27 protein-coding genes are annotated in these 26165 nt (G+C 41.8%); 19 read left to right on the plus strand and 8 right to left on the minus strand.

The window, feature by feature from the left end; genetic code table 11:
* Window positions 1-2: 2 nt before the first annotated feature.
* The 3 genes from LU297_RS08890 (at window position 3) to LU297_RS08900 (ending at window position 4269) form a co-directional block, all read left to right on the plus strand.
* Window positions 3-1835: a dynamin family protein gene (locus LU297_RS08890; protein ID WP_263076159.1), complete on the plus strand. Its 1833-nt coding sequence runs from the start codon at window positions 3-5 to the stop codon at window positions 1833-1835.
* A gap of 10 nt (window positions 1836-1845) precedes the next feature.
* A complete protein-coding gene (locus LU297_RS08895; RefSeq protein ID WP_263076160.1) occupies window positions 1846-3483 on the plus strand; it encodes a GTPase in 1638 nt (545 codons plus the stop codon).
* A gap of 141 nt (window positions 3484-3624) precedes the next feature.
* The gene (locus tag LU297_RS08900; RefSeq protein WP_263076161.1) at window positions 3625-4269 is read left to right on the plus strand and encodes a HEPN domain-containing protein; all 645 of its coding nucleotides are present in this window, start codon (window positions 3625-3627) and stop codon (window positions 4267-4269) included.
* A 75-nt stretch (window positions 4270-4344) separates the two neighbouring features.
* Here the strand turns inward: LU297_RS08900 and mnmA are convergent, their stop codons facing one another.
* Both mnmA and LU297_RS08910 read right to left on the minus strand, forming a co-directional pair.
* A complete protein-coding gene (gene mnmA / locus LU297_RS08905) occupies window positions 4345-5448 on the minus strand; it encodes a tRNA 2-thiouridine(34) synthase MnmA (RefSeq protein WP_263076162.1) in 1104 nt (367 codons plus the stop codon).
* Between the two features lie 49 nt (window positions 5449-5497).
* Window positions 5498-6103, minus strand: a complete 606-nt coding sequence (locus LU297_RS08910; protein ID WP_263076163.1) for a DUF2238 domain-containing protein — start codon at window positions 6101-6103, stop codon at window positions 5498-5500.
* Between the two features lie 98 nt (window positions 6104-6201).
* On the opposite strand from LU297_RS08910, the gene ispF reads away from it, so the two are divergent.
* From ispF to LU297_RS08930, 4 genes are all read left to right on the plus strand, one after another.
* Entirely contained in the window at window positions 6202-6681 is a 480-nt protein-coding gene (gene ispF, locus LU297_RS08915) for a 2-C-methyl-D-erythritol 2,4-cyclodiphosphate synthase (RefSeq protein WP_263077383.1), read from the plus strand.
* Between the two features lie 135 nt (window positions 6682-6816).
* Window positions 6817-7404 carry a cysteine hydrolase family protein gene (locus LU297_RS08920; RefSeq protein WP_263076165.1) on the plus strand — a complete coding sequence of 196 codons (588 nt, stop codon included), beginning with the start codon at window positions 6817-6819 and terminating at the stop codon, window positions 7402-7404.
* 63 nt (window positions 7405-7467) lie between these two features.
* Window positions 7468-7803, plus strand: coding sequence for a Grx4 family monothiol glutaredoxin (gene grxD, locus LU297_RS08925; protein ID WP_078277525.1), 336 nt, complete (start codon window positions 7468-7470; stop codon window positions 7801-7803).
* A gap of 94 nt (window positions 7804-7897) precedes the next feature.
* On the plus strand, window positions 7898-8230 hold the full coding sequence (locus LU297_RS08930) for a hypothetical protein (protein WP_263076166.1): 333 nt from the start codon (window positions 7898-7900) through the stop codon (window positions 8228-8230).
* Window positions 8231-8257: 27 nt separating this feature from the next.
* On the opposite strand, the gene aroQ is transcribed toward LU297_RS08930, so the two are convergent.
* On the minus strand, window positions 8258-8710 hold the full coding sequence (gene aroQ, locus LU297_RS08935; RefSeq protein ID WP_263076167.1) for a type II 3-dehydroquinate dehydratase: 453 nt from the start codon (window positions 8708-8710) through the stop codon (window positions 8258-8260).
* Between the two features lie 261 nt (window positions 8711-8971).
* Between aroQ and LU297_RS08940 the strand changes: the two genes are divergently transcribed.
* Window positions 8972-9178 carry a cold-shock protein gene (locus tag LU297_RS08940; RefSeq protein WP_263076168.1) on the plus strand — a complete coding sequence of 69 codons (207 nt, stop codon included), beginning with the start codon at window positions 8972-8974 and terminating at the stop codon, window positions 9176-9178.
* Between the two features lie 57 nt (window positions 9179-9235).
* Here LU297_RS08940 and msrB read toward each other — a convergent pair whose 3' ends face one another.
* The gene (gene msrB / locus LU297_RS08945) at window positions 9236-9655 is read right to left on the minus strand and encodes a peptide-methionine (R)-S-oxide reductase MsrB (protein ID WP_263076169.1); all 420 of its coding nucleotides are present in this window, start codon (window positions 9653-9655) and stop codon (window positions 9236-9238) included.
* A gap of 320 nt (window positions 9656-9975) precedes the next feature.
* Here msrB and LU297_RS08950 point away from each other — a divergent pair, with 320 nt between their 5' ends.
* Window positions 9976-11442 carry an aminotransferase class I/II-fold pyridoxal phosphate-dependent enzyme gene (locus LU297_RS08950; protein WP_432806290.1) on the plus strand — a complete coding sequence of 489 codons (1467 nt, stop codon included), beginning with the start codon at window positions 9976-9978 and terminating at the stop codon, window positions 11440-11442.
* Between the two features lie 58 nt (window positions 11443-11500).
* Here the strand turns inward: LU297_RS08950 and LU297_RS08955 are convergent, their stop codons facing one another.
* Complete coding sequence (locus LU297_RS08955) at window positions 11501-11902, minus strand: helix-turn-helix domain-containing protein (RefSeq protein WP_263076171.1); 402 nt, start codon at window positions 11900-11902, stop codon at window positions 11501-11503.
* A gap of 100 nt (window positions 11903-12002) precedes the next feature.
* On the opposite strand from LU297_RS08955, the gene LU297_RS08960 reads away from it, so the two are divergent.
* The 7 genes from LU297_RS08960 to LU297_RS08990 all read left to right on the plus strand — a co-directional run bounded on the left by LU297_RS08960 (window position 12003) and on the right by LU297_RS08990 (window position 18700).
* Window positions 12003-12182 carry a hypothetical protein gene (locus tag LU297_RS08960; RefSeq protein ID WP_263076172.1) on the plus strand — a complete coding sequence of 60 codons (180 nt, stop codon included), beginning with the start codon at window positions 12003-12005 and terminating at the stop codon, window positions 12180-12182.
* A 24-nt stretch (window positions 12183-12206) separates the two neighbouring features.
* Window positions 12207-12419 (plus strand): hypothetical protein, encoded by a 213-nt coding sequence (locus LU297_RS08965; protein WP_263076173.1) that lies wholly within the window; start codon window positions 12207-12209, stop codon window positions 12417-12419.
* A 177-nt stretch (window positions 12420-12596) separates the two neighbouring features.
* Window positions 12597-14291, plus strand: a complete 1695-nt coding sequence (locus tag LU297_RS08970; protein WP_263076174.1) for a nitrite/sulfite reductase — start codon at window positions 12597-12599, stop codon at window positions 14289-14291.
* A gap of 73 nt (window positions 14292-14364) precedes the next feature.
* Entirely contained in the window at window positions 14365-14883 is a 519-nt protein-coding gene (locus LU297_RS08975; protein ID WP_263076175.1) for a DUF934 domain-containing protein, read from the plus strand.
* A gap of 87 nt (window positions 14884-14970) precedes the next feature.
* Complete coding sequence (gene cysG, locus LU297_RS08980) at window positions 14971-16353, plus strand: siroheme synthase CysG (protein ID WP_263076176.1); 1383 nt, start codon at window positions 14971-14973, stop codon at window positions 16351-16353.
* 69 nt (window positions 16354-16422) lie between these two features.
* The gene (locus LU297_RS08985) at window positions 16423-17463 is read left to right on the plus strand and encodes a mechanosensitive ion channel family protein (RefSeq protein WP_263076177.1); all 1041 of its coding nucleotides are present in this window, start codon (window positions 16423-16425) and stop codon (window positions 17461-17463) included.
* Window positions 17456-18700 (plus strand): tetratricopeptide repeat protein, encoded by a 1245-nt coding sequence (locus LU297_RS08990; protein WP_263076178.1) that lies wholly within the window; start codon window positions 17456-17458, stop codon window positions 18698-18700. Before LU297_RS08985 ends, LU297_RS08990 begins: the two co-directional genes overlap by 8 nt.
* 37 nt (window positions 18701-18737) lie before the next feature.
* Here LU297_RS08990 and sthA read toward each other — a convergent pair whose 3' ends face one another.
* The 3 genes from sthA to ppsR form a co-directional block, all read right to left on the minus strand.
* Window positions 18738-20231: a Si-specific NAD(P)(+) transhydrogenase gene (sthA, locus tag LU297_RS08995; RefSeq protein WP_432806291.1), complete on the minus strand. Its 1494-nt coding sequence runs from the start codon at window positions 20229-20231 to the stop codon at window positions 18738-18740.
* 63 nt (window positions 20232-20294) lie between these two features.
* Entirely contained in the window at window positions 20295-20669 is a 375-nt protein-coding gene (locus LU297_RS09000; RefSeq protein WP_263076180.1) for a DUF4377 domain-containing protein, read from the minus strand.
* Window positions 20670-20693: 24 nt separating this feature from the next.
* The gene (ppsR, locus tag LU297_RS09005) at window positions 20694-21569 is read right to left on the minus strand and encodes a posphoenolpyruvate synthetase regulatory kinase/phosphorylase PpsR (protein ID WP_263076181.1); all 876 of its coding nucleotides are present in this window, start codon (window positions 21567-21569) and stop codon (window positions 20694-20696) included.
* Window positions 21570-21888: 319 nt separating this feature from the next.
* On the opposite strand from ppsR, the gene ppsA reads away from it, so the two are divergent.
* From ppsA to LU297_RS09020, 3 genes are all read left to right on the plus strand, one after another.
* Complete coding sequence (gene ppsA / locus LU297_RS09010; RefSeq protein ID WP_263076182.1) at window positions 21889-24252, plus strand: phosphoenolpyruvate synthase; 2364 nt, start codon at window positions 21889-21891, stop codon at window positions 24250-24252.
* Window positions 24253-24364: 112 nt separating this feature from the next.
* Window positions 24365-24772, plus strand: a complete 408-nt coding sequence (locus LU297_RS09015; RefSeq protein ID WP_263076183.1) for a DUF6636 domain-containing protein — start codon at window positions 24365-24367, stop codon at window positions 24770-24772.
* Window positions 24773-24983: 211 nt separating this feature from the next.
* Complete coding sequence (locus LU297_RS09020) at window positions 24984-26120, plus strand: MFS transporter (protein ID WP_263076184.1); 1137 nt, start codon at window positions 24984-24986, stop codon at window positions 26118-26120.
* Window positions 26121-26165: the final 45 nt, after the last annotated feature.

The following is a 26165-nucleotide window of genomic DNA, read 5'->3' on the forward strand; positions in this document are numbered from 1 at the left end:
TTATGACACAACATACAATATTTAGAGAGCAGATGTTGGAGACTTTTGAAAATCTCAAGCAGGATTTTGCTCAAGCCTTAAAAGATGCTAAGCAACAAGAGCAAAATTTTGATACAGCTCTCAATCAATTTCAAAAAAATACTTTGGCTCATATTGCCAATTCCAGCAGTCAGCTTTCATCAGAAAACCCACTATCGCCAGCCTTGCAACAAATCAATGCAACCTTGCAAAGCACCATTGGTAAATGGAATGAAAAAATTCAGCAGCAGGATAAGGGCGTAGGTTTTCGTTCTGGCTTCAATGATTCTTTATTGGTATTTGTGTATGGTAAAGTAAAGTCGGGAAAAAGCTCACTGGGCAACTATGTGGCGTGGGGCAATACAGATCCAACACCTGAATTGCAAAAAAGTATTGATGTCAGATTTCACCCAGAATATTTTTCTGGCGAAAGAGCTGAATTTAAATATGGAGATGCGGAGCGAGAAGCTGAAAAAAATAAAAGTTTCCGTGTCGGTGCAACAGAAGCAACCAGTTCAATCCAGGGTTTTAGCTTGTCGGGTTTGACTTGGGTGGATTCTCCAGGTCTGCATTCGGTCAATGCTCAAAATGGTGATTTGGCAAAACAGTATGTTGAGCATTCGGATTTGATTTTGTACACCATGAAGTCCGATTCTCCGGGCAGGGAGTCGGATATCAGGGAGATTTTGGAGCTGTATAGAGCGGATAAAAAAATCCTACTACTTATCACAGGCAGTGATGATACAGATGAAGATGTCAATAGCAAGGGTGAATTGGTTCAAGTCATTGTGATGAAAGACAAGGAACGCCGCCAAAGACAAATCAATCATGTGCGAGAGACTTTGGAGAAATTGCCAGAGTTGCAAGGTAAGACAGATAATATTGATATCATTTCTTTTTCTGCCAGATATGCACAGATGAACGCGGATAATGCGGTCAATTTCCATGACAGCGGCATGGGGCAGTTGTTTGAAAAATTACACCAAGTTGCCAGTGAAGAGGGTGTTAAATTAAAACAAAAAGTTCCTATGTTGAATTTCAAGCACTACATTAACGGCTTTGCCCAAGATGTCAGTGATATTGAGACTGCATTAGAAGAATTGCACCAACCGATTCAAAGAATCCAAAGAGAAGTTCCTAGATTGGTGGGCGATGAAATTAGACACATTCAATCTACCATGTATGATATTTTGCATGAAAGATTTGATGCCATCATTGCCAATCGAGAAGATAGTGCAAGCCAGGTGGAAGCTGCATTAAATCAATTGCAAGCAACGCTACAAGAAAAGCACAATCAGCTATTTGATGAATCGCAGACCAAAATCATTACTCAGATATTATCTGAAATGGAACAAGGATTGACCGACAGCATCAAGAACAATGCAACTTTGAGTATTCCTAAGTTTCAAATTGAGACTGTAAGAGTGGCAGAGGGTAAATATGTGGCTGGCAACAGAGGCTCCAGTGCGGCGATAGGTGCGGCAACAGGTGCAGCGATTGGCTCGGCGATACCTGTGGTGGGTACAGCCATAGGTGGTTTTGTCGGCGGTTTTGTCGGTGGTCTCTTGGGTAGGTCTTCCCGCAGGGAGACAAGGTATGTCTATGAGCGTTCTGGGGATAATCTGATGTCCATTCGCCAAGCCATCAGTAGTCAACTTCAAGACATCACCAGAGAGCATATGGGAGAGTTTCAGCAGGTGTTGATAGAGAGAACTCTAAAAACAGCCACAGATTTGCAGTTAAGCATTGAGCAAGAAATTGGGTTGTTCAAAAGTGCTGTAAATAATATTCAAAACGAGATTGAGGCAAAATTGTAACAGGTGTATCATGACTAATGATTTTCAAGAATTGTTCAACACTTATGACGATGTCAAGGCTCTTGTTGAAAAAGATGATAGTCAGCAACAGGATTTTGGGTCTGTCGCTAAGTGGTTTGAAGAAAAAAAGAAAAATCCTCAACTGTCCATCATGGTTTATGGGGTTTATAATGCTGGTAAGAGTACTTTTATCAATGCATTGCTCGGAGAAGAATTGGCAGCTACCGACGACATTCCGCTAACTGCCAAAGTATCTGCATATCGGTATAAAAATTATGAGATTTTAGACACACCAGGCATTGATGCACCCATTGAACATGAAAGAATTGCTGATGAGCAGTTACTAAAATCTGACATTGTTTTGTTTGTTGTCAATCCATCAGGTGTGGTGGAGGAACAGGCAACGCTTGATAAGCTATTGTTTTTAATTGAAAAGCAAAAAAAGATTTTTTTGATTTTTAATGAAAAGCACGACTTGCAAGAGACGGATCGTATCAAATTAAAAGATCAAACTTATGCCCTAATACAGGAAAAGGCTGGTCAAAAAAATATGCATGATGTGCTTAAAGACATTCCAATTTATACCGTAAATGCAAAGCGTGCATTAAATGGTAAAAAGAAAAATAATACTCAGCTGATTGAAATGAGTCGTATTTTGGAGGTTGAGCAAGCGATAGATAGATTTATTGATGACACTATTGAGTCTAATGATGTTTATTCATCACTTAAAACCAGTTTGCATAATTATTTAGATGGATATATCAATCATCTGGATATTACAAACAATAGTGATGATGTCAAGAAAGCGTATAATAATGTTTTAAAAGAAATTGCTACCTGCAATGCATCAGTCAAAGGACTGGCTAAGAGAGATATTAAAGATGCATCTTATGAATTAAAAGAACGGGTTGAAAGCTTGCTTTTATCTGCATTAAGTGGTGAAAACGCCAATATGGAACAGCAGATTGAAGGGTTGATTAACCAACAAGTTCAGCGTGTAGATATGAGCGTCACAGATGCATTGAATGATGCAATTTTACGCATTGGTAAATATACTGATGAATTAGAATTAATGCTTCCACAGACTTCCAGTCTAAATATTCGATTGGATAATTTTAGCCCCAATCATGATTTAGAGAAATCATCTACTGCTTATGATGGTACTGGGATTAACACATCGTTATTGCAAAGCGGTATGCATATCATTGATCAGTTGGGCGTTGAGGGCATTCGTCAATCGCTTGCTGGCATTAAGATGATTGCACCAGATTTAATGAAAGGAATTGGCAATGTTGCCATGAAAAGAATGGCTGAGAATATTGTTAGATTTGCAGCCCCTATTGTTAGTGTTATTTCCATTGGAATGGAATTATGGAATGAACACAAGCAAAGAGAGGCGATGGAAAGACAGATGGAGGAGGAAAGACGAGCTAGAGAAAGATACATAGCTCAATGCCGAGATGCATCTAGAAAGTTGGCTGATGATTTTCAGATGAATCTATATCGGGAGTGGCAAAGCCAGATAGATGGATTTTTCCTACCATGGCAACAAAAATTTCAAGAACAAAATGAGATTTTAGATGGTGAAAGTCAAGAATTGTCTTTGTTGATTATGCAGCTAAGTCAGTTAAAGGCGAAATTGGCATAGTGTCTATACAACAGCAGCATTTTGCTGCTGTTGTATTTTAACATGAGATTAGTTATTTGAATGAAGTCAAGGGTTTGTTATGGCATGAGATGTATTGATTGTAATGCCTAGCAGAACATATTCAATCCAACAGGAGGTATCATGACATTGGAAATTTCCCAGTTTTATCAAGATAATCGCCATCAATATCCACAATCCATTCGTCTGCGTATCCATCGTGCATTAAGTTGGCTTGAACAAGCTGAGCGTAGTGACGATTTGGATAGTAGATTTATTTTCCTATGGATTGCGTTTAATGCCATTTATGCCAACGATTTATCACACATCAGAAATACCGACAAAGGGGCTTTTGTTGAGTTTTTATATCGCATTTGTCAGTTCGATGTGGATAGTAAAATCTATCATTTGATTTGGAATACATATTCTGGCAATATCCGTGTATTACTGGATAATCGTTATACTTTTCAGCCTTTTTGGGATTATCAAAATGGGTTGATTAGCGAAAGGGCGTGGCAAGAGGATTTTGAGCTTAGTCAAAAAAAGGCCTATAACGCACTTGCTAGCAAGGATACGGTTGTTATTTTGACGGCTTTATTTTCGCATATTTATACATTGCGTAATCAGATTGTGCATGGCGGAGCGACACATCATAGTTCTGTCAATCGCCAGCAGGTCAAAGATGCTTGTGCAATTTTATCTCGGATTTTGCCATTCATGATTGAAATTATTTTGCAAAATGCGGACAGGGATTGGGGTAAGCCTTTTTATCCTGTGGTTCAAGATTGACATTTGGGAATGCTTGTACCATCATTCAATAAAAAAACCGCTCATCATTGAGCGGTTTTTTAAAAAATCAATGACTTAGACAATTTTGGCATCACACCAATCAATCACACCACCACCCAGACAAATCTCGCCATCATACAGCACCACCGACTGCCCAAGTGTTACCGCTCGTTGTGGCTCATCAAAGACCACACGGATTTTGTCGCCCTCGGTATACACGGTGCAGGCTTGGTCGGGCTGGCGGTAGCGGGTTTTGGCAACAAGTTTTTGACCGTTTTGGGGTGGGGCAGTTACCCAGTCCAATTTATAGGCGGTCAGTTCATTGCTCATCAAATAAGGGTGGTTATGCCCTTGACCGACAATCAGGCGGTTATTTTCTAGGTCTTTGTGTAGCACAAACCACGGCTCATCAGGGCGATTTTTGACCCCGCCGATGCCAATACCGCCTCGCTGTCCGATGGTGTAATACATCAAACCATCGTGCGTACCCAGCTTGACCCCATCATCGCTATAAATGTCGCCTTTTTGGGCAGGCAGATAAGTTTGCAAAAAGTCCTTAAATTTTCGCTCGCCAATAAAACAAATGCCTGTACTATCCTTTTTCTTGGCGGTTGCAAGTCCGTATTTTTCGGCAATCGCTCGCACGGCTGGCTTTTCTAGCTCGCCCACAGGGAATAAGGTTTTGGCAATTTTATCGCCAGAGACTGCATACAAAAAATAGCTTTGGTCTTTGTTTTCGTCCAGTCCACGAAGTAATTGTGCTTTATTATCAATAAGTTGCCCTTTTCTAACATAATGCCCTGTGGCAATGTAGTCCGCCCCAAGTGTCAAGGCATAGTCCAAAAAGGCTTTGAATTTAACTTCTTTATTGCACAAAATATCAGGATTGGGTGTGCGACCTGCACGATATTCGTCCAAAAAATGCTCAAAGACATTGTCCCAATATTCGGCACTAAAATTGGCGGTGTGCAAATGTATGCCCAATTTATCAGCAACCGCTTGTGCGTCCGCCAAGTCCTCCAAAGCGGTGCAATACTCGGTGCCATCGTCCTCTTCCCAGTTTTTCATAAACAGACCCTCTACTTGATAGCCTTGTTCTAAGAGTAGGGCGGCAGATACCGAAGAGTCCACACCGCCAGACATACCGACGATGACTTTTTTGTTGGTGTTTTGGTTCATTCTCATTCTCTATAAAATTTATTTCAATTTGGGGATAAAATGTGATAATTCAAGATTTTTTGGGGTAAACTGTACTTGTTATTATTGCTCCAACAAATGCCAATGCCATATCTTTATGAGCGTCCCACATATCGCCTTGTTGTCCGTTATAATTTTCAGCGTCATTTTGGGATAATACCAAAGTCAATCCCCATTCAAACCATTCATACATCAAACTGCTTGCCATATTGATGAGTAGGGCGATGAATACGAATTGCCTGTGGGTATTTTGATAAAAGTGGCGTTTGATGACATCATAAATGAGTGGATATAATAAAAGCCCATAACCAAAATGCACCATTCTATCATACATATTTCTTTTAAAATTAAAAGTGTCGCTAATAGAAATCCCAAAAATTGCCATACTCCATTCATCATAAGGCACATAAGAATAAGACCATACCGCCCCAAAAATATGTAATAACAAAAAGGCTGTCATTGCATACAGGCTAGTGGTGCTTATTTTGTGTTTAACAAATAAATACGCCATCGGTATCATTAAAATGAGTGTGCCCATTTGATGTAGCAGATAACTTTGCCAATATAAAGGTTTGATGCTGGCAATCGTAATGGCAAGCAATAACACGCTAAGGCTTGTGATGAGCGGTTTTGGCATGGTGGTCGGGGGTGTTTTTGGGTTGATTGCAAGTTATTTTAGCACAATGCATACACAAATTGTGTTATAATTTGCCAAATTTAACCAGAGAAAATACCATGCTAAAAATCGGTCAAGGACTTGATGTTCATAGTTTTACCACAGGCGACTTTATCACGCTTGGCGGTATCAAAATCCCGCACACGCACGGCATTAAGGCACACTCGGACGGTGATGTACTGCTTCACGCTTTGATGGACGCCATGCTTGGGGCGTTGGCATTGGGCGATATTGGAATGCACTTTCCTGATACGGACGACAAATGGCGTGGGGCGGACAGTAAAGAGATGTTAAAGGTGGTAAATGATTTAATCAAATCAAAAGGTTATCATCTTATCAATGCTGACATGACGGTCATTTGTGAAGCCCCTAAACTAAGTCCGCATAATCAATCAATGCGTGAATGTATCGCTACCATTTTGGGGGTGGGTGTGGACTGCGTGAGTATCAAGGCAACCACCAATGAAAAAATGGGCTATCTTGGGCGTGGCGAGGGGATATTTGCAAGCTCTGTGGTGCTGCTACAAAAAGTGGATTAATTTTGCTGATAAAAAATTCAAAAATTAGCCAATTTGTCGGTGCGTGTATTGCACGCCAATTTAATACATTATCATAGTGGTACGCACCTGACAGATTGTAGCGGTTTTTTTAGGATGATTTGAATGGGAAAATTTATGATAAATCAAAATACCGCTCTGTTGTTAATTGATTTGCAAGTTGGTTTTGATAATCACGACCATTGGGGCGGTCATCGCAATAACCCAAACTGTGAGCAGGTTTGTTTTCATTTATTACAACAATGGCGCAATTACCAAATGCCCATTTTCCATATCAAGCATAATTCCACCGACCCCAATTCGCCACTGAGACCCAATCAAATCGGTAATGAGTTTAAGCCCCTAACCGCTCCAATGAGTGGCGAGATTGTGATTGAAAAAACGGTTAATTCTGCGTTTATTGGCACAGATTTAGAATATCAATTAAAAGTTCGTGGTATTGATACGCTGGTGATTGCTGGTTTAACGACCAATCACTGTATTTCTACCACGACAAGAATGGCAGGGAACTTAGGCTTTACCGCATTTGTGGTGGCGGACGGTACGGCAACTTTTGACAGAGTGGGCTTTAATGGCACACACTACGATAGCCAGCTTGTTCACGACATTAGCCTTACCAGTTTGCATGGCGAATTTGCCACTGTTTTGATGAGTGATGAGCTTTTGGCGGATAAATTTTGGCAAATTGGTGCGAACAAGGCTTGAAATGTGCGATATTTTCCCCAATTTATGCTAAAATAGGTCAATATCTAATTTTGGAGTACGATGATGAGTGACATTAACCCAGAAATCAAATCATTGATTGAAAATCAAATCAAAGACCATGCCGTTCTGCTATACATGAAAGGCACACCTCAGTTCCCTCAATGTGGTTTTTCTGCTCGTGCAGTAGAAGTGCTGACCCAGATTGGTCGTCCTTTTGCTTTTGTTAATATCCTAGAAAATCCTGAAATTCGTGCCACTTTGCCTCTGATTGCCAACTGGCCAACTTTCCCACAGCTATGGGTCAATGGCGAGCTGATTGGTGGTAGTGATATTATTTTGCAAATGTATCAATCAGGCGAGTTAAAGCCCTTGATTGAAGAGCACAGCCCAGAAGTCTAATCGCACGACATGGATTGACACATCGACCATCTTTTGATGGTCGTTTTTTATGGGTGTCTTTGATTGATAATGTACGAAGATTGGTAGGAATTTTATGCAAACCATCAAGCAAATCTCAGAACAAATCATTAGTATCTGCAACACGCCAAACACCGCATTGCAAGCTATTCATTTGATGATGCGACACGGTGGGGCTAGCCAGCTGGCTTGGCAGACACTCTATCATCGAGTGATGAGCGATGATGATGTCGATGGTGCTTATTATTTGGCAAGTTTTGCCCAAAAGATTGACGATTTGCCATTTGAGGTATTGCCGCTGGTCAGCTTGGTATTCACAAAAGGCGATGAGAATATGCGTCTGGCATTGCTTGACAAATTACCAGAAGATGGCAAGACTCAGCTAAAAGCCTTGGGACTGCTGGATTAGCCGTCAGTCCTTTGGTGCATGCGTGTCTCATTGAAAATGGGCAATAAACCAATCCAACGCCATGTCATAGCCCAAATCCCCCAAGCCACAAATCACACCAACCGCCTTATCCGAAAAATAAGAATGCTGACGAAACGACTCTCTGGCGTGTACATTAGACAGATGTACTTCGATGAATGGTTTGTTTAGGGCGGCTAGGGCATCACGAATGGCAACCGAAGTATGCGTGAATGCAGCAGGATTGATGATGATGCCATCAATAGGACTGCTACTTAATAACCCAACTTCTCCAATAAAATCAACGATTTGACCCTCATGATTGGACTGCAAGGTGATGAGCTTAATGCCGTGTTCTAAGGCTTTTTTGGTCAATCGATGCTCGATGTCGTGCAGCGTTGTGCTGCCGTAGATGTCAGGTTCTCGCTTGCCAAGCAGATGTAGATTAGCACCATTAATCAGGGCGATGGTTTTGTTTGTCATATAATTTTCTCTGGTGAGTTTGTTTGTATTGTAGTGCATTTATGGTGTTTTTGCATTAAATTTTCAGTACCAAGATTGTTTATGGATATTTTTTAATAAAATAGTCAATATTTTGTTGATTTTCCTGTTGTTTGCCACTTGTATTCTATTTTTATCGTGGTATGATGAAAAGGTCTGAAAGCAAATCAGACAGATGAATTAGGCGATTTTGCCGACTGTGAACTACTGGGCTTGCCCCATCGATTGTCAAGGAAATTAGTTATGTCTCGTGAACAAGGCACTGTAAAATGGTTTAATGACGCTAAGGGTTTTGGATTTATCCAGCGTGCAACTGGTGAGGATGTGTTTGTGCATTTTCGCTCAATCCAAAGCGAGGGTTATCGTTCACTAAAAGAAGGGCAGGCGGTCGAATTTGTGGTTACCGAAGGCGAAAAAGGATTGCAAGCCGAAGAAGTGACCAAATTGTGATTTTAAAAACATAACCAAAACCCATCAGTCAAGTTGATTGATGGGTTTTTTGTTGGGTTAGGGTTGTTCGTCAAGCGTGATGGCGACTGAGTTGATACAGTAACGAAGCCCTGTGGGTGTGATGTGATTATCATCAAACACATGCCCCAGATGTCCGCCACAATGATGACAAGTGATTTCTGTGCGTATCATACCATGTGAAAAATCAGCCGTTTCATCAACCGCATTGGGTAGGGCGGCATCAAAGCTAGGCCAGCCACAGCCAGAATGAAATTTACTTTGACTGGTGAATAATGGCGAATGACAGCCACGACAACGATATACACCCATGATATCTGTATCTGTATAGATGCCCGTAAAAGCTCGCTCTGTGCCTTTTTGGCGTAGCACATAGTACGCCAATTCATCGCCAAGATATGCACGCCAGTCAGCATCGCTCATCTGCTGTATGGTCTGTTTGTCTAAAACTTTTGTCATATATGCACCTATTATGGTCTATGCTGTGATTGTTATTGTAGCCCAAATGATGGTGGTGAGCAAGGTTTATGGTGATATTTTTGCAAGATTATCTTGCATTATAAAAAATAAAACAGATAATCGGTGTATTTTTGTAAAGTTATGCTTGCAAAATAATGGTCTTGCAGTTATGATACTGCCATTGATTTGATTGTGAGTTAAGCCGACCAATGAACAAACATTCCCAATATGTCGCCAATATTGACGCTGTGGCACAAGGCGAACGCCTCAAACAAAGTCGCAAAGCGTTGGGATTATCCGCCCAAGAGCTTGCCAATCAGATGACTTTGGCGGGAGCGACCGTCAGTCGTGGTGCGATTGCCAACTGGGAATGTGGCAAAAATGGCATTGTCAGTAGCAAATTACCCATTCTTGCCCAAGTGCTTGGTGTGAGCGAAAGCTATCTGTTGCGTGGCGAACCATCGGTGCAATCGCCCAATTTGCCCAAGACACAACATCAATATCATCAACATGATAATAATCCATCAAGGTACACCACTATGCCAAACCAAACCATTCAACCACTAAAAAAATCCAACAAACTTGCCAATGTCTGCTACGACATTCGTGGCGAATTATTACAAACTGCCAATCGCATGGAGGCAGAAGGGCAACGCATCATTAAGCTAAATATTGGCAATCCTGCACCATTTGGTTTGGTTGCTCCTGATGAAATCATCAAAGATGTGGCGATGAATTTGGCGGAGGCGTCTGGTTATTCAGATTCGAAGGGGATTTTTTCTGCTCGCAAGGCAATTTTGCAATATTATCAAGCCAAAGGATTGATTGGTGCGACCGATGTTGGCGATGTGTACATTGGTAATGGTGTGAGCGAACTAATTGTCATGACCATGCAGGCAATGCTTGATGATGGCGATGAGGTTCTTATTCCTATGCCTGACTATCCACTGTGGACGGCAGCCACTCATTTGGCTGGCGGTAAGGCGGTGCATTATCGCTGTGTCGAAGAGAATGATTGGCAGCCTGACTTGGCGGATATTGAAAGCAAAATCACGCCACGCACCAAAGGTATCGTGGTCATCAACCCCAACAACCCAACAGGGGCGTTGTACTCTAACGAAACCCTCAAAGCCATCGCAGACCTTGCCGCCAAGCATCATTTGGTGGTGATGGCAGATGAGATTTATGATCGTATTTTGTATGATGAAGCGGTACATACGCCCATGTGCACCATTGCCGAAGATTGCTTGGTACTGACCTATAACGGTCTGTCCAAGTCGCATCGCATCGCTGGATACCGTGCAGGCTGGCTGATGTTGTCTGGCAAAAAAGACCATGCGACTGACTTTATTGAGGGTTTGACGATGCTTGCTAGTATGCGTCTGTGTGCCAATGTACCAGCTCAATACACCATTCAAACAGCGATGGGTGGCTATCAATCGATGCAGGCATTGACCGCTCCATCGGGCAGATTGTGCAAGCAGCGAGACTTGGCGGTCAAACGACTAAATGCCATCAAGGGCATCAGTTGCACAATGCCAAAAGGGGCATTTTATTGTTTTGCCAAGATGGATCCAGCCGTCTATCCGATTGATAATGACATGAAATTCATGATGGAGCTGTTGATTGAAGAAAAGGTGCTGATTGTACAAGGCACAGGATTTAACTGGGATAAGCCTGATCATTTTAGGGTGGTGTTTTTGCCAAATCTGGCGGATTTGGAAGACGCAATGGATAGGCTTGATAGATTTTTTGCCAAAAAACGCAAAGAGTTTGACACAGACTGACCTTATTCATCAATCATTAAAAAACCGTCCATCTGGGCGGTTTTTTTATCATTGGGCATTAAAAGGAGTTTTTGCTTTGAGTTGTTCGGTACAATGCAAGCATCTCATCTTTAATTGCTAATTCCTTTTCTTTTTGAATCAGTAGCTCTTTTTGGTGGTCAATAATTAGTTGTAGGCGTGCAATTTCATCTTGGTTATTGCCAGTATATTGATGATAAGTTCCTTGAAAATTGACCGCACCATTTAGATGGTGAATAATATTGCCTTCTGTGGGTAGCAAATCAACAATACTGACCGCCAGCAGGTCAGCGATTTTTTGTAATTTATCAAGATTGAGCTTGGATTCGCCTCGTTCAATTTTAGAATATCCGCTGGGCGACATTGCAAGTTGCTCGGCAAATTCTTCCTGTGTAATCTTTTTTAATTCTCTTAACTGGCGAATTTTATCATGTGTTTGCATGGATATTCCACTTTGTCGGTAAAAACTGTCGATATTGGATTTGTGTAATATAGCCGATTATTTATAATTTCACAATACTTTATTTTATAAGGAGTAAGCAATGGCGAAACCGCCTGAGGTGTACGATAAATTGGCTATTTTTCATGAAGGTAAGGCAAAAAAGGCTTGGGCTAAGGCAAAAAATGGGGCGGAGGGCTACTATTATGCTGAAGCAAGAAAGCAATACGGTAAAGCAAAGATGCATGCACAGACCGCCGAACGCTTAAGACGAGGCGAATAATTTTTCATATTTGGAGATTTTATAATGAGTTTTTTTAAAACTTTGGCAAAAAGTGCTGTTAGTTCGATGCAGCAACAGCAACAGCGTACAAATGATGCAAAAGAATGGGCTGAATATGCATCAGATGATGAAGTGGTTAGATATGCAATTAATGGCAGTAATAGTCTTAAAAAAGCTTTGGCATTGCAGCAAGTAAGATTGCGTGGTCTTGAGCGTGAGTATCAAGCTAGAAGGTGATTTTTATTAAGATAAAAAACCGTCCATCTGGGCGGTTTTTTGCATTCATGGCATGAGTTGTATTTATCCTTTAATCATATATGGATATGCCGTATTGGAATTTTTGTTTTTTAACACAAAAAATTAACATAAGCAGTACTTTTGATAGCCATTTTGCCAATCACATAAGGAAATCTCATGTACCAATATTCCTACGCCGACCAAGCCCTAGTAAACGAACGAGTTGCCCAGTATCGTCATCAGACCGAGCGGTTTTTGGCGGGCGAATTGCCCGAAGATGAGTTTTTGCCCATTCGCTTGCAAAATGGGCTTTATATCCAACGCCACGCCCCAATGCTCCGTGTTGCCATTCCCTACGGACTTCTTGCAAGCTACCAACTTCGCACGCTTGCCAAGATTGCGGACGAATACGACCGTGGCTACGGACATTTTACCACTCGCACTAACATTCAGTTTAACTGGGTTGAGCTTCCCAAAGTGCCTGATATTTTGCAAGTTTTGGCGGACAATCAAATGCACGCCATTCAGACCTCTGGCAACTGTATCCGCAACACCACCACCGACCCCTTTGCAGGCGTGAGCGTGGACGAGATTGCCGACCCACGCCCTTATTGTGAGATTATCCGCCAGTGGAGCACCTTCCACCCAGAATTTGCCTATTTGCCACGCAAATTTAAAATCGCTGTCATCGGCTCAAAAATTGACCGCTCGGCAAGCCAACTGCACGACATTGGACTGCACCTTGTCAAGCAAGACGGTCAAATTGGCTTTGAGGTCATTGTCGGCGGAGGGCTTGGGCGTACGCCGATGATTGGCAAGGTAATTAACGAATTTTTGCCACGAGAGCATTTACTCTCTTATTTGGACGCTATTTTGCGTGTGTATAATTTAGAAGGCAGACGGGATAATAAATACAAAGCAAGAATTAAAATATTGGTAGATAGTATTGGCAAAGACGAATTTGCCAAAAAGGTGAATGACGAATGGCAATTTAGTAAAGACGGTGAATTAACTTTAACAGACGAGCATTTTAAAAAGGCGGAGAGTTATTTTACCTCGCCTGATTATCAAAATTTAGATTTGTTAAATGAAACCAACAAATTAAAAACTCAATTAGACAGCAATATCAATTTTAAAAACTGGTATGAACACAATACCGTCAATCATAAAATCAACGGCTATCGTGTGGTAGTGATTTCTTTAAAAGCAGGGCTGATTAAATACAAAGACGGCACAGAAAAATTTATCCCTTCTGGCGATATGACAAGTCATCAAATGCGTGCTTTGGCGGATTTGGCGGACAAATACAGCTTTGGTGAAATTCGTGTTACGCATCATCAAAATGTCATTTTATCCGATGTTAAACTCAGTGATTTATATGACTTATGGCAAGCCTTAGATGAGCTGTATTTGGCTCGCCCCAATATCGGTACGCTCACCGATATGATTGTTTGCCCAGGCTTTGATTATTGTTCTTTGGCAAATGCCACCACCCATAACATCGCCCAAAATATTGAAAAAGCCTTTGATGATTTGGATTATTTGTATGATTTGGGCGATATACGGCTAAATATGTCTGGCTGTATGAATGCCTGTGCTCATCATCATATTGGCGATATTGGTATTTTGGGCGTGGACAAAAAAGGCGAGCATTGGTATCAGATAAGTCTTGGTGGTAATGGCGGTAGTAATGCCAAATTGGGTCAGATATTGGGTAAAGCCGTGCCTGCTGATGAAGTGGCTGATACCATTAAAACCATTGCCAAAGTCTATAAAGACGGTCGCCAAGAAACGGCTGATGAAATAGAACGCTTTGGCGATTTTATAAATCGTGTGGGTATTACACCGTTTAAAGAAGCGGTATATGGGTAATTATCGGTTTTTATTGGTGTAGGGGCAAATTGCAATTTGCCATATGATAAAAGAAATTGAATAGGAATTAAAAATGTATTTGGTTGAATTTGAAAATCAAGAAATTACCAAAATACCAGTCAATCTTTCTTTATTAACTCATAAAGCAAGTGAGTTGCAAGAAAATGTGGTATTTGATTTTATTAAAAACCACGAACAAACGGCTAATTTTTTAAAAACGGCTGTTTTGTTTGATGAATTGGAAAATTTTAATCAAGAATGTCATACGGTCATTTTGACGGCGGATAATTCGCCCAATGATATTGAAAAATTGGTCAATGATTTTGGATTTTATGATACTATCTTTTTTGTGCAAGACTTTAAAGATGGTAGGACTTTTAGTTTAATTCGCCATTTAAGAAATTTAAGTTTTTTTGGTAGTATTTATTTGCTTGGTAATTATGGACTTGACCAAGCAGGTTATTATTTTAAATCAGGGGCGAATGGCTTTTTTGTTAAAGATGAGCAATTAGACACCATTTTAAAAACCTTAGAGGATTTAAAGAGTGGGCATTTTGGGCAGTCGGTCGCAGGATTGCCGATGTTTCAGTAATGCGTAAGGTGCGTATGATGCACCATTTTAAAGACAGATATAAAAATCGGTATTTTAAAATATCCGAATTAGGAAGTTATTTTCAAAATGAACACCTTGCCCCTATTTTTTAATTTAAAAAATCGCTGCGTATTGATTATTGGTGGTGGCGAAGTTGCCATTCGTAAAGCCACGCTGATGAAATCGGCAGGAGCGAATATTACCGTCATTGCTAAAACCATTGATGATGAATTAACACACTTATTAAAAGACGACAATCATCAATTGATTATTAAATCTTATGATAAAGCGGATTTAAATTCAGAATTTGCCTTTTGTATTGTCGCTACCGATGATAATGAGCTAAACCGTCAAATTTATCAAGATTGCAAAATTTTAAATATTCCTGTGAATGTCGTGGATACGCCAGAATTATGCGATTTTATTTTTCCTGCCATTGTGGATAGAGACCCTATTACCATTGGCATATCGTCCAATGGTAATTCGCCCGTGTTGGCAAGATTATTGCGAGCCAAAATAGAAAGCATCTTACCGCCCCATATTGGCAAATTGGCACAAGTGGCAGGACAATTTAGACAAACGATAAAAGAGCGTTTGCCTAATGTCAATGCCAGACGCAAGTTTTGGGAAAAGATTTTTGGTGAAAATTTAAATGGCGTGGGTGTATTTGCTAATAGCCAAAATATTAACCTTGATGAATTACAAAAAGCGTTATCCAATTTTGAAAAAACCAATCACAATCAAGGCGAGGTTTATATAGTCGGAGCAGGGGCAGGCAGTCCTGATTTATTAACTTTTAAAGCACTAAGGTTAATGCAACAAGCCGATGTGGTCTTATACGATGCGTTGGTGTCTGATGAGATTTTGGAATTGTGTCGCAGAGACAGCGATAAGATTTTTGTGGGTAAAAAACGCTCTTGCCACGCCAAAAGTCAAGATGAAATCAATCAAATGCTTGTAGATTTGGCAAAATCTGGCAAACGAGTACTTAGATTAAAAGGCGGAGACCCCTTTATTTTTGGGCGTGGGGGCGAGGAGATGATTGCCTGCCAAAGGGCTGGCGTGCCTTATCAAATCGTCTCTGGCATCACGGCAAGCCTAGCAGGGGCAAGCGGTGCGGGCATTCCGCTCACACATCGGGGCGTGGCGACAAGTGTGAGATTTTTGACGGGGTGCTATCAGACGGGCGATAATTTTGACGGACTAAAAAGCACTTATCAAGCCGATGAAACGCTGGTATTTTATATGGGGCTGCACGCCTTAGAAAATATTGTGGCAAGTTTAATGACCGATTTGCCAAGCGATACGCCTGTGGCGATTGTCTCTAATGCCAGTTTGCCAACTCAAAGGGTATTGGTTGGGAATTTGGGCAATATTGTACAAAAGCAAAAAATTGCCAATTTATCAGCTCCTGCAATTATTATTGTGGGTAGGGTTGTAGGACTGTATCAAAATGAGTCATCGGATTGATAAAAAATCACACATTACTGGTTGGTTTTGATAGAATACGAATATTGATGAGTTGATATTGGAGCAATGATGAGTAGTCAAACCAACCACGAGATACAACAGGCAACACAGAGTGTCGCATCGGCCGCTGCTGATGCCCAAAAAGCCGCTGAAACCGCCAAAGAAGTCGCCAAAGAGGCGGCTCATGTCACCAAAGAGACTTTGGAGCAAGGCACAAATGGCGTATTGGATTTTTTGGGTGTGCCAATCGATATTGCCACTTTGACTCAGATGAGTATTGATTTTGGCGGGCGTATTGCATTGGCATTGCTCATCTTTTTTGTGGGTCAGTGGATTGGCAAACGCTTAGTGAATGTCGCCAAGCTAATGATGGCACGAAGTCGTCTGGATAACACGGCTGCCAACTTTTTGGGCAACCTGCTATATGGCGTGATGCTGGTTGCAGTTATTTTAGCATCATTAAATAAACTGGGTGTGAATACCAACTCATTTGTGGCGATTTTGGGTGCGGCTGGCGTTGCTATTGGTGTGTCATTAAAAGACCAATTATCCAATTTGGCAGCAGGCGTGTTGATTGTGATTTTTCGCCCATTTGGTCGTGGCGATGTGGTTGAGATTGGTGGACAGATGGGAACGGTGCTAGACATTACTTTGGTCAATACCCGTATTCGTTCGGCACACAATCATGAAATCATCATTCCAAATGGCGACATCATGACCCGTTCTAGCACCAATTTTTCATCATTACCAACCCGTCGTGTGGATATTGAGGTTGGCATTGGCTATGATGCAGACATTCGTAAAGCTCGTGCTGTCATGCTTAATTTGGCAAAACAGCATCAGCTGGTATTGAGTGAACCAGAGCCAACTGTGGTGGTCATGGCATTGGCGGACAGCTCAGTCAATCTTAGTATGCGTGTCTGGACGCAAAATGAGCATTGGCTAACCGTGCAAAGTGATTTATTAGAACAGGTTAAATATGCTTTTGATGATGAAGGCATCAATATCCCATTCCCAAATCGCACGGTGCAGATTGAGGGCTTGCAGGAGCTTGCTGCAACCCTTAATCAATCAAAAAAGATTCAAGGCAAGGGTGAGGAAAATGAGTGATACGCAAGCATATCAGGCCAAGCAGCTCATTTTGCTTTGCCAAAAGCAAGGCGATTATCAAAAAGGACTGACCATTGCTCGCCAAGCATTGACGCTGGGCGAGCATCAGGCATTCTTTTTGTCTGCTGCGGCAACAATGTGTATTCGCCTTGAATATTGGCAGGAGGCGATTGATTATGCTTTACAGGCCATCAAAATTGATTCATCTGACATTAACAGTTTTGATGTGCTAGCCCACGCTTATGGAGCGATGCAAGATTGGGGAAATGCTGCTCTTTATGGTAGAGCGGCATTGGAACTAAGGCATCTTAATGTCTTGCAAAACACCAGTATACCAACTTTACCGCCGTTGCCAGATGGTAATAATAAAAGGAAGAATATCATCAGTTTTTCATTATTTGGTGATAGTTCGGCATATATTGAGCCTGCCATCATGAATGTAGCCTTGGTTGCCGATGTGTATCCTGATTGGCTTTGTCGTTTTTATGTTGATGACTCGGTGCCATCATCTGCCATTGATCGATTAACCACTTCTTGTAGCGAAGTTGTTCATGTTCAGGGTAGGGATAGGAGTCTGCCAAAAACAATGTGGCGTTTTTTGGCCATGGATGACAAGACGGTAGGTCGTGTCATTTTTCGAGATGCAGATTCGGTCATTTCGGGTAGGGAAGCGACAACTGTTGCTGAATGGATTGATAGCGGTCAAAGATTTCATACTATTAGAGATTCTGGTTCGCATACAGAGCTTGTTTTGGCGGGTCTTTGGGGTGCGTTAGCTGGCATGATTCCAAATATCACCCAAAAAATGCATGACTACATTGTCAAACATGGCGACGAGGGTCGTTTTGCTGATCAGAATTTTTTAAGGGAAGTGGCGTGGCGATATATTCATCAAGATGTGTATGCCAGCGATAGGATTTTTGGTTTTATGAACGCTAAGCCTATTTTGGATACCCATTTTGATTTTTCGCTCACGCACATTGGCTGTAATGAGGGTAGTTCTGTTTTTTGTGCCAATAGTGACCAATTTACCACAGGTAAAAAAGTGACATGGAGATTGTATTCTAGTATCAGATTACTACCTGATTTTACTCTACCTGTGCAGGTGGGCGAGGAGCGTCTGATTTGTGAATACCACACAGTTGCCAAAGATGGTCATGTTAAAGGGCTGATTCCTAGGCGTTATGCTCACGGTATTGACAAAGGGCTAAGTCGCATTGAGTTGATTACTACATAGAATAAAAGAGGCGGTGATAAAACACCGCCTCTTTATATTAAAAAATTCTATTCAAGCCATTTAACGCAGCCACACGATAGGCTTCTGCCATCGTTGGATAGTTAAAGGTGGTGTTAATGAAATACTCCAAGGTATGACCGCATTTCATCACCGCCTGCCCAATATGGATAATCTCTGAGGCGTGGTTACCGTAGCAATGAATGCCTAGAATTTCTAGGGTTTCACGGTGGAATAGGATTTTTAGAACACCTGAGCGTTCGCCAATGATTTGAGAACGAGCCAAATGCTTAAAGAAAGCCTGACCGACTTCATAGGGAATCTGCTCAGCGGTCAGTTCAGCTTCGGTTTTACCAATACTGGAAATTTCAGGAATGGTATAAATGCCCGTAGGCACGCTGTTGATGAATTCAGCGTCTTCATCACCCACCATAAACCCTGCGGCATTACGACCCTGATCGTAGGCGGCAGAGGCAAGTGACGGCCAGCCAATGACATCGCCAACGGCATAAATGTGTGGCACATTGGTGCGATAGGTTTTATCAACTTCCAATTGCCCACGACTATTGGCAGTCAGACCCACTGCTTCTAGGTTTAGGCTGTCGGTATTGCCCGTGCGACCATTACACCATAAGATGGCGTCGGATTTGATTTTCTTACCACTTTTTAGGTGTAGGATTACACAATCATCATGCGTTTCTAGATGGTCAATCTCTTCATTATTGCGAATACGCACGCCAAATTGACGAAAATCGTGTGACAATGCGTCTGAGATTTCTTCGTCCAGATAGCTTAACAATTGTTCTTTGTTGTTAATCAAATCAACCACATAGCCTAATCCTGTAAAGATGGAGGCGTATTCGCAACCAATCACGCCAGCACCATAAATGATGATGCGGCGAGCCAGATAATCCATCTGCAAAATCTTGTCAGAATCAAAGACTCGTGGGTGGTCAAAGTCCAAAATATCAGGACGATAAGGGCGAGAACCAACAGCGATGACCGCTTGATTAAAAGTGATGGTTTTGGTTGGTTCACCATCGTCAGTGGTGATTTCTAGCGTATGAGCATCAACAAAACTGCCCCAGCCGTGAATGACCTCGATTTGGTTGCGTTCATAGAACAAGCGATGGGTATTGACTTGCTGGCGAATCACTTGTCTGGCACGGTCAAGCACTTTGCTTAGCGGCACTTGATAACTGTCTTTAACTTGGTTAAATAGTGGGTCTCGGCGAAAGTTGATGACATTAAAGACCGACTGACGCAGTGCTTTGCTTGGAATTGTGCCAACATGAGCTGAGTTACCACCCACCTGATTTCTAGGGTCAATCACAACCACACGATAACCTGACTTGGCAAGTTTCATTGCTGCTGCTTCGCCAGCAGGGCCTGCACCCAGTACCACTGCATCATATTCATAACCGTGTCTGTCTTTTTCACGATGCGTTCTTAGACCGATGCGTCTGCCGTCCAATGGGCTGATGAGATTTGGATGTAGTACGGTCGATTCGATTGGTTCAAAAGTCTGTGCCATCGTACCGTGCTTGTCTTGTTCGGTGCTATTTTTGCGTCTTTTTGCCATGGAATTTCCTTATGATTAGCGAGAGGTGTGTTGAGATAGGACTTCTTGTAATTGCCAAAATCCTGTGGGGCGACCTGTATTTTGGTCGATTTCTTGGCTGGCTTTGATTTTATAACCAACCCCAGTTTTTGGCTCAAAACCCTTGATGCTGTTGTAGCCAATACCAAAAATTGCCGACAAATCATCTTGTGAACGCACCAGCAGACATTGCATTGGTGTGGCAGAATCACAAGAGGCTCTTTGGGGGAGGATTTCTAAAATTTGTGGTTCGTGCAGTGTGATTTGAGGGGTGTAAATGGGAGCTGGCGTGGGCGTGCTTTGGCAGGCGGTCAAAGTCATGCCAACGGTCATCAGCATACCAACAGCCATTGCTTGTGTGAATTTTTTCATAACATGATTACCTGATTTATCAAATCAACCAATGCGGCGTTTTAGCCCTGTCATCTGCAAAATGCGAGTGGCGATTTCTTCCACTGACATTTCTGAGACATTGAGATTGGGGATTTTTTGGGCGATATAAATCGCTTGGATTGCTCGTTGTTCTTCTTGGCATTGAGCAAGGCTGGCATAGCGACTGCCTGCTTTTCGCTCTTGGCGAATACGCACCAAGCGTTCTGTATCAATGGTAAGACCAAATAGTTTATGCTTATGTGCTTTTAGGGCAGGGGGCAGACTGCTGGTGTCTAAATCTTCTTCGGTCAAAGGATAGTTGGCGGCACGAATGCCATATTGTAATGCCAAATACAAAGAAGTGGGGGTTTTGCCAGAACGAGACAATCCCACCAAAATGATGTCTGCTCCGTCATAGTGTGTGGTTCTTGCACCATCATCATTATCTAGGGCAAAATGCACCGCATCAATTCTGGATTTGTAGTCGTCAGAATCCACTTTGCTGTGAGCAATGCCTGCGTGTGGGTCGGGCTTGTGGTTGATTTCATCAGCGATGCGAGTAATTAAACCCTCATAAATATCAAGGTTGCAGGCATCGGCTGAATTGATGATTTCACGAATGTGGTCGCTGACAATGGTGTCAAAGACCAGCGGTCTTAATCCTGTCAAATGATGTGCTTGATTGATACGCTTAACGGCTTCATAAGCACTTTCTGGCGTATCAACATAAGGAATGATTTGAATGTCAAATTCCACATCGCCAAACTGGCTTAATAGTGATTTGCCCAAAGTCTCAGCAGTAATGGCAGTGCCGTCAGAGATAAAAAATGCACTACGCATCACAGGCTTGTCAGCAGATGGGAGAGAGTTACTGGTATCGGTTGGGGTATGGACATACATGTCAATTCTTCTTCTGATTGGGTTTGGTCAAAATAAAAATATGGGTCGGTCTTTGCCGATAGCGATTTGATTTTTGATTATAGCATAAAATCGCCCTTTGGGTACAAATCATCTCATTAGACGATGATTTATTGAGTTTGGATGAATAAAAAATGAACAAGAATGGTTTGTATATATTTTTAAAATAAATGGTATCATTTTTTTGATAAATAAAAACAGCTAATGGATTGTGTATTGATAATTTTATCGCTATAATCAGACAAAATCCCAAACACCAATCTATGGTTTGGTGAATAAATAAGACGATTCGGAGTGATTTATGAGTAAACAAGTCATTGCTTTTACACAGCTTGGTAAGCACGATGTTGAGATTGTCGGTGGTAAAAACGCTTCTTTGGGCGAAATGATTAGTCATTTGGGCAATTTGGGCGTGAATGTGCCTAATGGTTTTGCAACCACTGCCGATGCTTTTAATCGCTTTTTGAATGAAACGGGTTTGCTGGATAAGATTAACAGCGAACTAAAAGGTCTTGATGTTAATGATGTTGAAAAACTTGCCGAAGTTGGTGCTAAGGTGCGTGGTTGGGTCATCGCCCAAGAGTTGCCAAAAGATTTGGAAGATGAGATTCGTGCTGCGTTTGCTGACTTGACTGGTGGTCAAGATGTGGCGGTGGCGGTGCGTTCATCAGCAACGGCTGAGGATTTGCCTGATGCCTCTTTTGCAGGACAACAAGAAACCTTCCTAAATATTCGTGGCATTGATAATGTGCTGATTGCCATCAAGGAAGTGTTTGCCAGTCTGTATAATGACCGTGCGATTGCTTATCGTGTGCATAAAGGCTTTGAACATGCAGGTGTGGCACTATCAGCTGGCGTGCAGCGTATGGTACGCTCTGAAACTGGTACCTCTGGGGTGATGTTTACGCTAGATACCGAGAGTGGCTTTAACGATGTGGTGTTTATCACCGCAAGCTATGGCTTGGGCGAGATGGTGGTACAAGGGGCGGTCAATCCTGATGAGTTTTATTTGTCCAAGAAATTGATTGAGCAAAATCGCCCTGCGGTGGTTCGCCGTAATCTTGGTTCAAAAATGAAAAAGATGGTCTATGGCGATGAGGGTAATACCAAGCGTTCGACCAAGATTGTTGATGTTGAAAAAGCAGACCGTCAACAGTTTGCCTTAACTTCTGATGAATTGACCATTCTTGCCAAACAAGCCATCATCATTGAAAAACATTATGGTTGCCCAATGGACATCGAATGGGCAAAAGATGGCGATACAGGCGAAATCTTTATCGTACAAGCTCGCCCAGAGACCGTCAAATCTCGCCAAGATAAAAATCACATGGAACGCTATGTCATCCAATCCAAAGGGGCAAAAGTGCTAACCGAAGGTCGCTCTATTGGACAAAAAATTGGCTCTGGCAAGGTTCGTATCGTTACAAACCTGAACGAAATGGGCAAGGTAGAAGAGGGTGATGTGCTGGTGTCAGACATGACCGACCCTGATTGGGAACCTGTCATGAAACGAGCTTCTGCCATCATTACCAACCGTGGTGGTCGTACTTGCCATGCAGCAATCATTGCTCGTGAGCTTGGTGTGCCTGCGATTGTTGGCTGTGGTAATGCCACCGAAGTATTGACCGATGGTCAAGAGGTAACGGTCTCTTGTGCCGAAGGGGATACAGGCTTCATCTATGAAGGCGTGCTAAACTACGAAGTTCAAAAAAATTCCATCAGTACAATGCCAGAGCTTGCCTTTAAGATTATGATGAATGTGGGCAACCCTGACCGTGCTTTTGACTTTGCCCAAATTCCAAATCAGGGAGTAGGCTTGGCTCGTCTTGAATTCATCATCAATCGCATGATTGGCGTACACCCAAAAGCTCTATTAAATTTAGGCAGTTTGCCACAAGAAACTGTCTTGGCAATCCAAGAACGCATGGCTGGCTATAACTCGCCTGTGGAATTTTATATCAATAAGCTGATTGAGGGTATTTCCACACTGGCGACAGCGTTTTATGATAAACCTGTCATCGTGCGTATGAGTGACTTTAAATCTAACGAGTATGCCAATCTGATTGGTGGTAAACTGTATGAGCCACACGAAGAAAACCCAATGCTGGGCTTTCGTGGGGCAAGTCGCTACATTTCTGAGAATTTCCGTGATTGCTTCGAGCTTGAATGCAAGGCATTAAAATATGTGCGTGATGACATGGGCTTGACCAATGTCAAAATCATGATTCCGTTCGTGCGTACCACTGGCGAGGCGAAAGCGGTCATCGAGCTTTTGGAGAAAAATGGCTTAAAGCGTGGTCAAAATGGACTAGAAATCATCATGATGTGCGAGTTGCCAACCAATGCACTGCTTGCTGATGAATTCTTGGAATATTTTGATGGCTTCTCAATCGGTTCAAACGACCTAACGCAATTAACACTGGGGCTTGACCGTGACAGTGGCATCGTCTCTCATCTATTTGATGAGCGAGATGCGGCGGTTAAAAAACTCTTGGGTATGGCGATTGAGGCATGCCGTAAGCAAGGCAAGTATGTTGGTATCTGTGGTCAAGGGCCGTCCGACCATCCTGACCTTGCCAAATGGCTCATGGAGCAAGGCATTTCATCAGTTTCCCTAAACCCTGATAGCGTGCTGGATACTTGGCTATTCTTGGGTCAGGCATGATTGACAAATAAAAGGGTTAAGCAATTAGCCCTTTTATTTTTTTTTAACAATCCTCTTGCCATAAAAATACTGATTTTGTAGAATGAATGGTGGTATTGATATTGGAGTTGGTATGAAAACATTGACTAAATTTTTGGCAGTTGCTGGCTTTTTGCCACTGAGTGCATTGGCGGTTGAATTTCAAAGTCCATCTGGCAACATTCTTTGTAGTGGCGATGAATATGAGTTAGGATATGTTTCTTGTTTCATCATGGAAACCGATAATGCCAGACCGCCAATCCCACGACCAAGTAGCTGTGATGCTGACTGGGGACAAGATTTTGGCTTAAATCGCACAGGCAGAGCCCATATGAATTGTTATAGCGATTTTCCTTATAATCAGGGTGCAAGAGTTTTAGCGTATGGACAAAGCGTCTCTGGCAAGGGCTGGACTTGCACCAGTCAGCAATCAGGAATGCGATGCACCAATAAAGATGGCAGGGGATTTTTGCTAAGTCGTAAAAAACAGACTTTGTTTTAAGAGCAAACTGATAATCATACAAAAGAGGCGGTATTTATTAGCCTCTTTTTTGTATGACCGTCCATTTTGCCAGACGATTGTTCATGGCTCATGATGAGCTTAGGAAGTCAAAAACATCGTTATATTTTAGATAAAATTTCTTTTTGTCAAATCATCATTATCAAGACTGATGACAACAAGGATTGTTTTGAGTTAATTTAGGGATTTATCATTGAAAAACTTCATCATCTACACCTTATTATCCTCCTTTGCTATTGGCTCATTTGCCATCATTGATACGCTGTTTTATTTAAAAATGGGGCTGGATTGGCATATGATTGCCCTGCTGTCATCAATTTTAAATATCACGGTGTTAATCGCTGAATTACCCACAGGGATATTAGCCGATAGAGTGGGTGTGTTTAAAAGCGTGATGATTGGCACGCTGCTTAGAGCAGCTGCGTGTTTTTGTTATGTGGTGGATTTCTCTTATCATTTTTATGTTGCCAGTATCTTGGCGGGGGTTGGTATTGCCTTTTTGTCGGGGTCAATTAACGCCAGTATCATTAAGCTCAAACAAACCCTCAAAGATGATGCCAAAAACATCAGTACCGAAAAACTATTTGCTAATATTCGTTATTATAAAAGTATGGCAACTTTATTGGGCGGTGTGGTTGGATTTTATTTGTTTCAGATACAGATTGCCTATGCGTGGGTATTGGCAGGGGTATTTTTGCTAATTTCTGCATTCTTTTTAGTTCCTTTAATTAAGGCATTTAATTTTAACAACAGCAATACTACCACCACTTTATTATCTTTTGGTGAAATATCGTGGCATTATGTAAAAACACCAATCTTTTGGGCGTGTGTGTTGTTTAGTGTTTCTGCGGTTGCTCCCATGCTAAGCTGGCAAGTGTTGTTTCATGAGTTTAATAACGGACTGCTGTTGGGATTTTTGTTGTTAAATACCGCAATATTATTGTCTTCAATTTGGCTAAAAAAATATACCATTCGACCAGCTGTTGAATATGGGGTCATCATTCTTAATTTAATCGCTTTATTTTTCATGCCTTTATTGAGAGATAACATCATTATGTTAGCGTTGTTGTTATTTTTTCATGTATTTTGCCACAGTGCCAGCAGCACCTTTATCTTTGCCAAGTTTCATGACCAAATTGATGATAAACACAGAAACAGTCTGGAATCTTTATCGTCAGCATTGGACGGTGTTTTGTTGATGCCTATTTATGCGATAACGGCTTATTTTCTCAATCAAGGTAATCAGTTTTTGGCATTTATGCCGTCGGTCATCATTGGTGGTTTGGTGTTGGTTTTGTATGTGGTCAGCCATCAACGGCGTGTGGTATAAATTTTCATTGTGCTTTTGGGAGTTTTGGTTTAAGATAGGAAAAAT

Source organism: Moraxella nasicaprae (assembly GCF_025643275.1).
In the GTDB taxonomy this organism is placed as follows: domain Bacteria; phylum Pseudomonadota; class Gammaproteobacteria; order Pseudomonadales; family Moraxellaceae; genus Moraxella; species Moraxella nasicaprae.

Bases quoted from the DNA above. Each gene is read 5' to 3' on its own strand.
- LU297_RS08890 (WP_263076159.1), top strand. From the start codon at position 3: ATGACACAACATACAATATTTAGAGAGCAGATGTTGGAGACTTTTGAA.
- LU297_RS08895 (WP_263076160.1), top strand. From the start codon at position 1,846: ATGACTAATGATTTTCAAGAATTGTTCAACACTTATGACGATGTCAAG.
- LU297_RS08900 (WP_263076161.1), top strand. From the start codon at position 3,625: ATGACATTGGAAATTTCCCAGTTTTATCAAGATAATCGCCATCAATAT.
- mnmA (WP_263076162.1), bottom strand. From the start codon at position 5,448: ATGAACCAAAACACCAACAAAAAAGTCATCGTCGGTATGTCTGGCGGT.
- LU297_RS08910 (WP_263076163.1), bottom strand. From the start codon at position 6,103: ATGCCAAAACCGCTCATCACAAGCCTTAGCGTGTTATTGCTTGCCATT.
- ispF (WP_263077383.1), top strand. From the start codon at position 6,202: ATGCTAAAAATCGGTCAAGGACTTGATGTTCATAGTTTTACCACAGGC.
- LU297_RS08920 (WP_263076165.1), top strand. From the start codon at position 6,817: ATGATAAATCAAAATACCGCTCTGTTGTTAATTGATTTGCAAGTTGGT.
- grxD (WP_078277525.1), top strand. From the start codon at position 7,468: ATGAGTGACATTAACCCAGAAATCAAATCATTGATTGAAAATCAAATC.
- LU297_RS08930 (WP_263076166.1), top strand. From the start codon at position 7,898: ATGCAAACCATCAAGCAAATCTCAGAACAAATCATTAGTATCTGCAAC.
- aroQ (WP_263076167.1), bottom strand. From the start codon at position 8,710: ATGACAAACAAAACCATCGCCCTGATTAATGGTGCTAATCTACATCTG.
- LU297_RS08940 (WP_263076168.1), top strand. From the start codon at position 8,972: ATGTCTCGTGAACAAGGCACTGTAAAATGGTTTAATGACGCTAAGGGT.
- msrB (WP_263076169.1), bottom strand. From the start codon at position 9,655: ATGACAAAAGTTTTAGACAAACAGACCATACAGCAGATGAGCGATGCT.
- LU297_RS08950 (WP_432806290.1), top strand. From the start codon at position 9,976: ATGACTTTGGCGGGAGCGACCGTCAGTCGTGGTGCGATTGCCAACTGG.
- LU297_RS08955 (WP_263076171.1), bottom strand. From the start codon at position 11,902: ATGCAAACACATGATAAAATTCGCCAGTTAAGAGAATTAAAAAAGATT.
- LU297_RS08960 (WP_263076172.1), top strand. From the start codon at position 12,003: ATGGCGAAACCGCCTGAGGTGTACGATAAATTGGCTATTTTTCATGAA.
- LU297_RS08965 (WP_263076173.1), top strand. From the start codon at position 12,207: ATGAGTTTTTTTAAAACTTTGGCAAAAAGTGCTGTTAGTTCGATGCAG.
- LU297_RS08970 (WP_263076174.1), top strand. From the start codon at position 12,597: ATGTACCAATATTCCTACGCCGACCAAGCCCTAGTAAACGAACGAGTT.
- LU297_RS08975 (WP_263076175.1), top strand. From the start codon at position 14,365: ATGTATTTGGTTGAATTTGAAAATCAAGAAATTACCAAAATACCAGTC.
- cysG (WP_263076176.1), top strand. From the start codon at position 14,971: ATGAACACCTTGCCCCTATTTTTTAATTTAAAAAATCGCTGCGTATTG.
- LU297_RS08985 (WP_263076177.1), top strand. From the start codon at position 16,423: ATGAGTAGTCAAACCAACCACGAGATACAACAGGCAACACAGAGTGTC.
- LU297_RS08990 (WP_263076178.1), top strand. From the start codon at position 17,456: ATGAGTGATACGCAAGCATATCAGGCCAAGCAGCTCATTTTGCTTTGC.
- sthA (WP_432806291.1), bottom strand. From the start codon at position 20,231: ATGGCACAGACTTTTGAACCAATCGAATCGACCGTACTACATCCAAAT.
- LU297_RS09000 (WP_263076180.1), bottom strand. From the start codon at position 20,669: ATGAAAAAATTCACACAAGCAATGGCTGTTGGTATGCTGATGACCGTT.
- ppsR (WP_263076181.1), bottom strand. From the start codon at position 21,569: ATGTATGTCCATACCCCAACCGATACCAGTAACTCTCTCCCATCTGCT.
- ppsA (WP_263076182.1), top strand. From the start codon at position 21,889: ATGAGTAAACAAGTCATTGCTTTTACACAGCTTGGTAAGCACGATGTT.
- LU297_RS09015 (WP_263076183.1), top strand. From the start codon at position 24,365: ATGAAAACATTGACTAAATTTTTGGCAGTTGCTGGCTTTTTGCCACTG.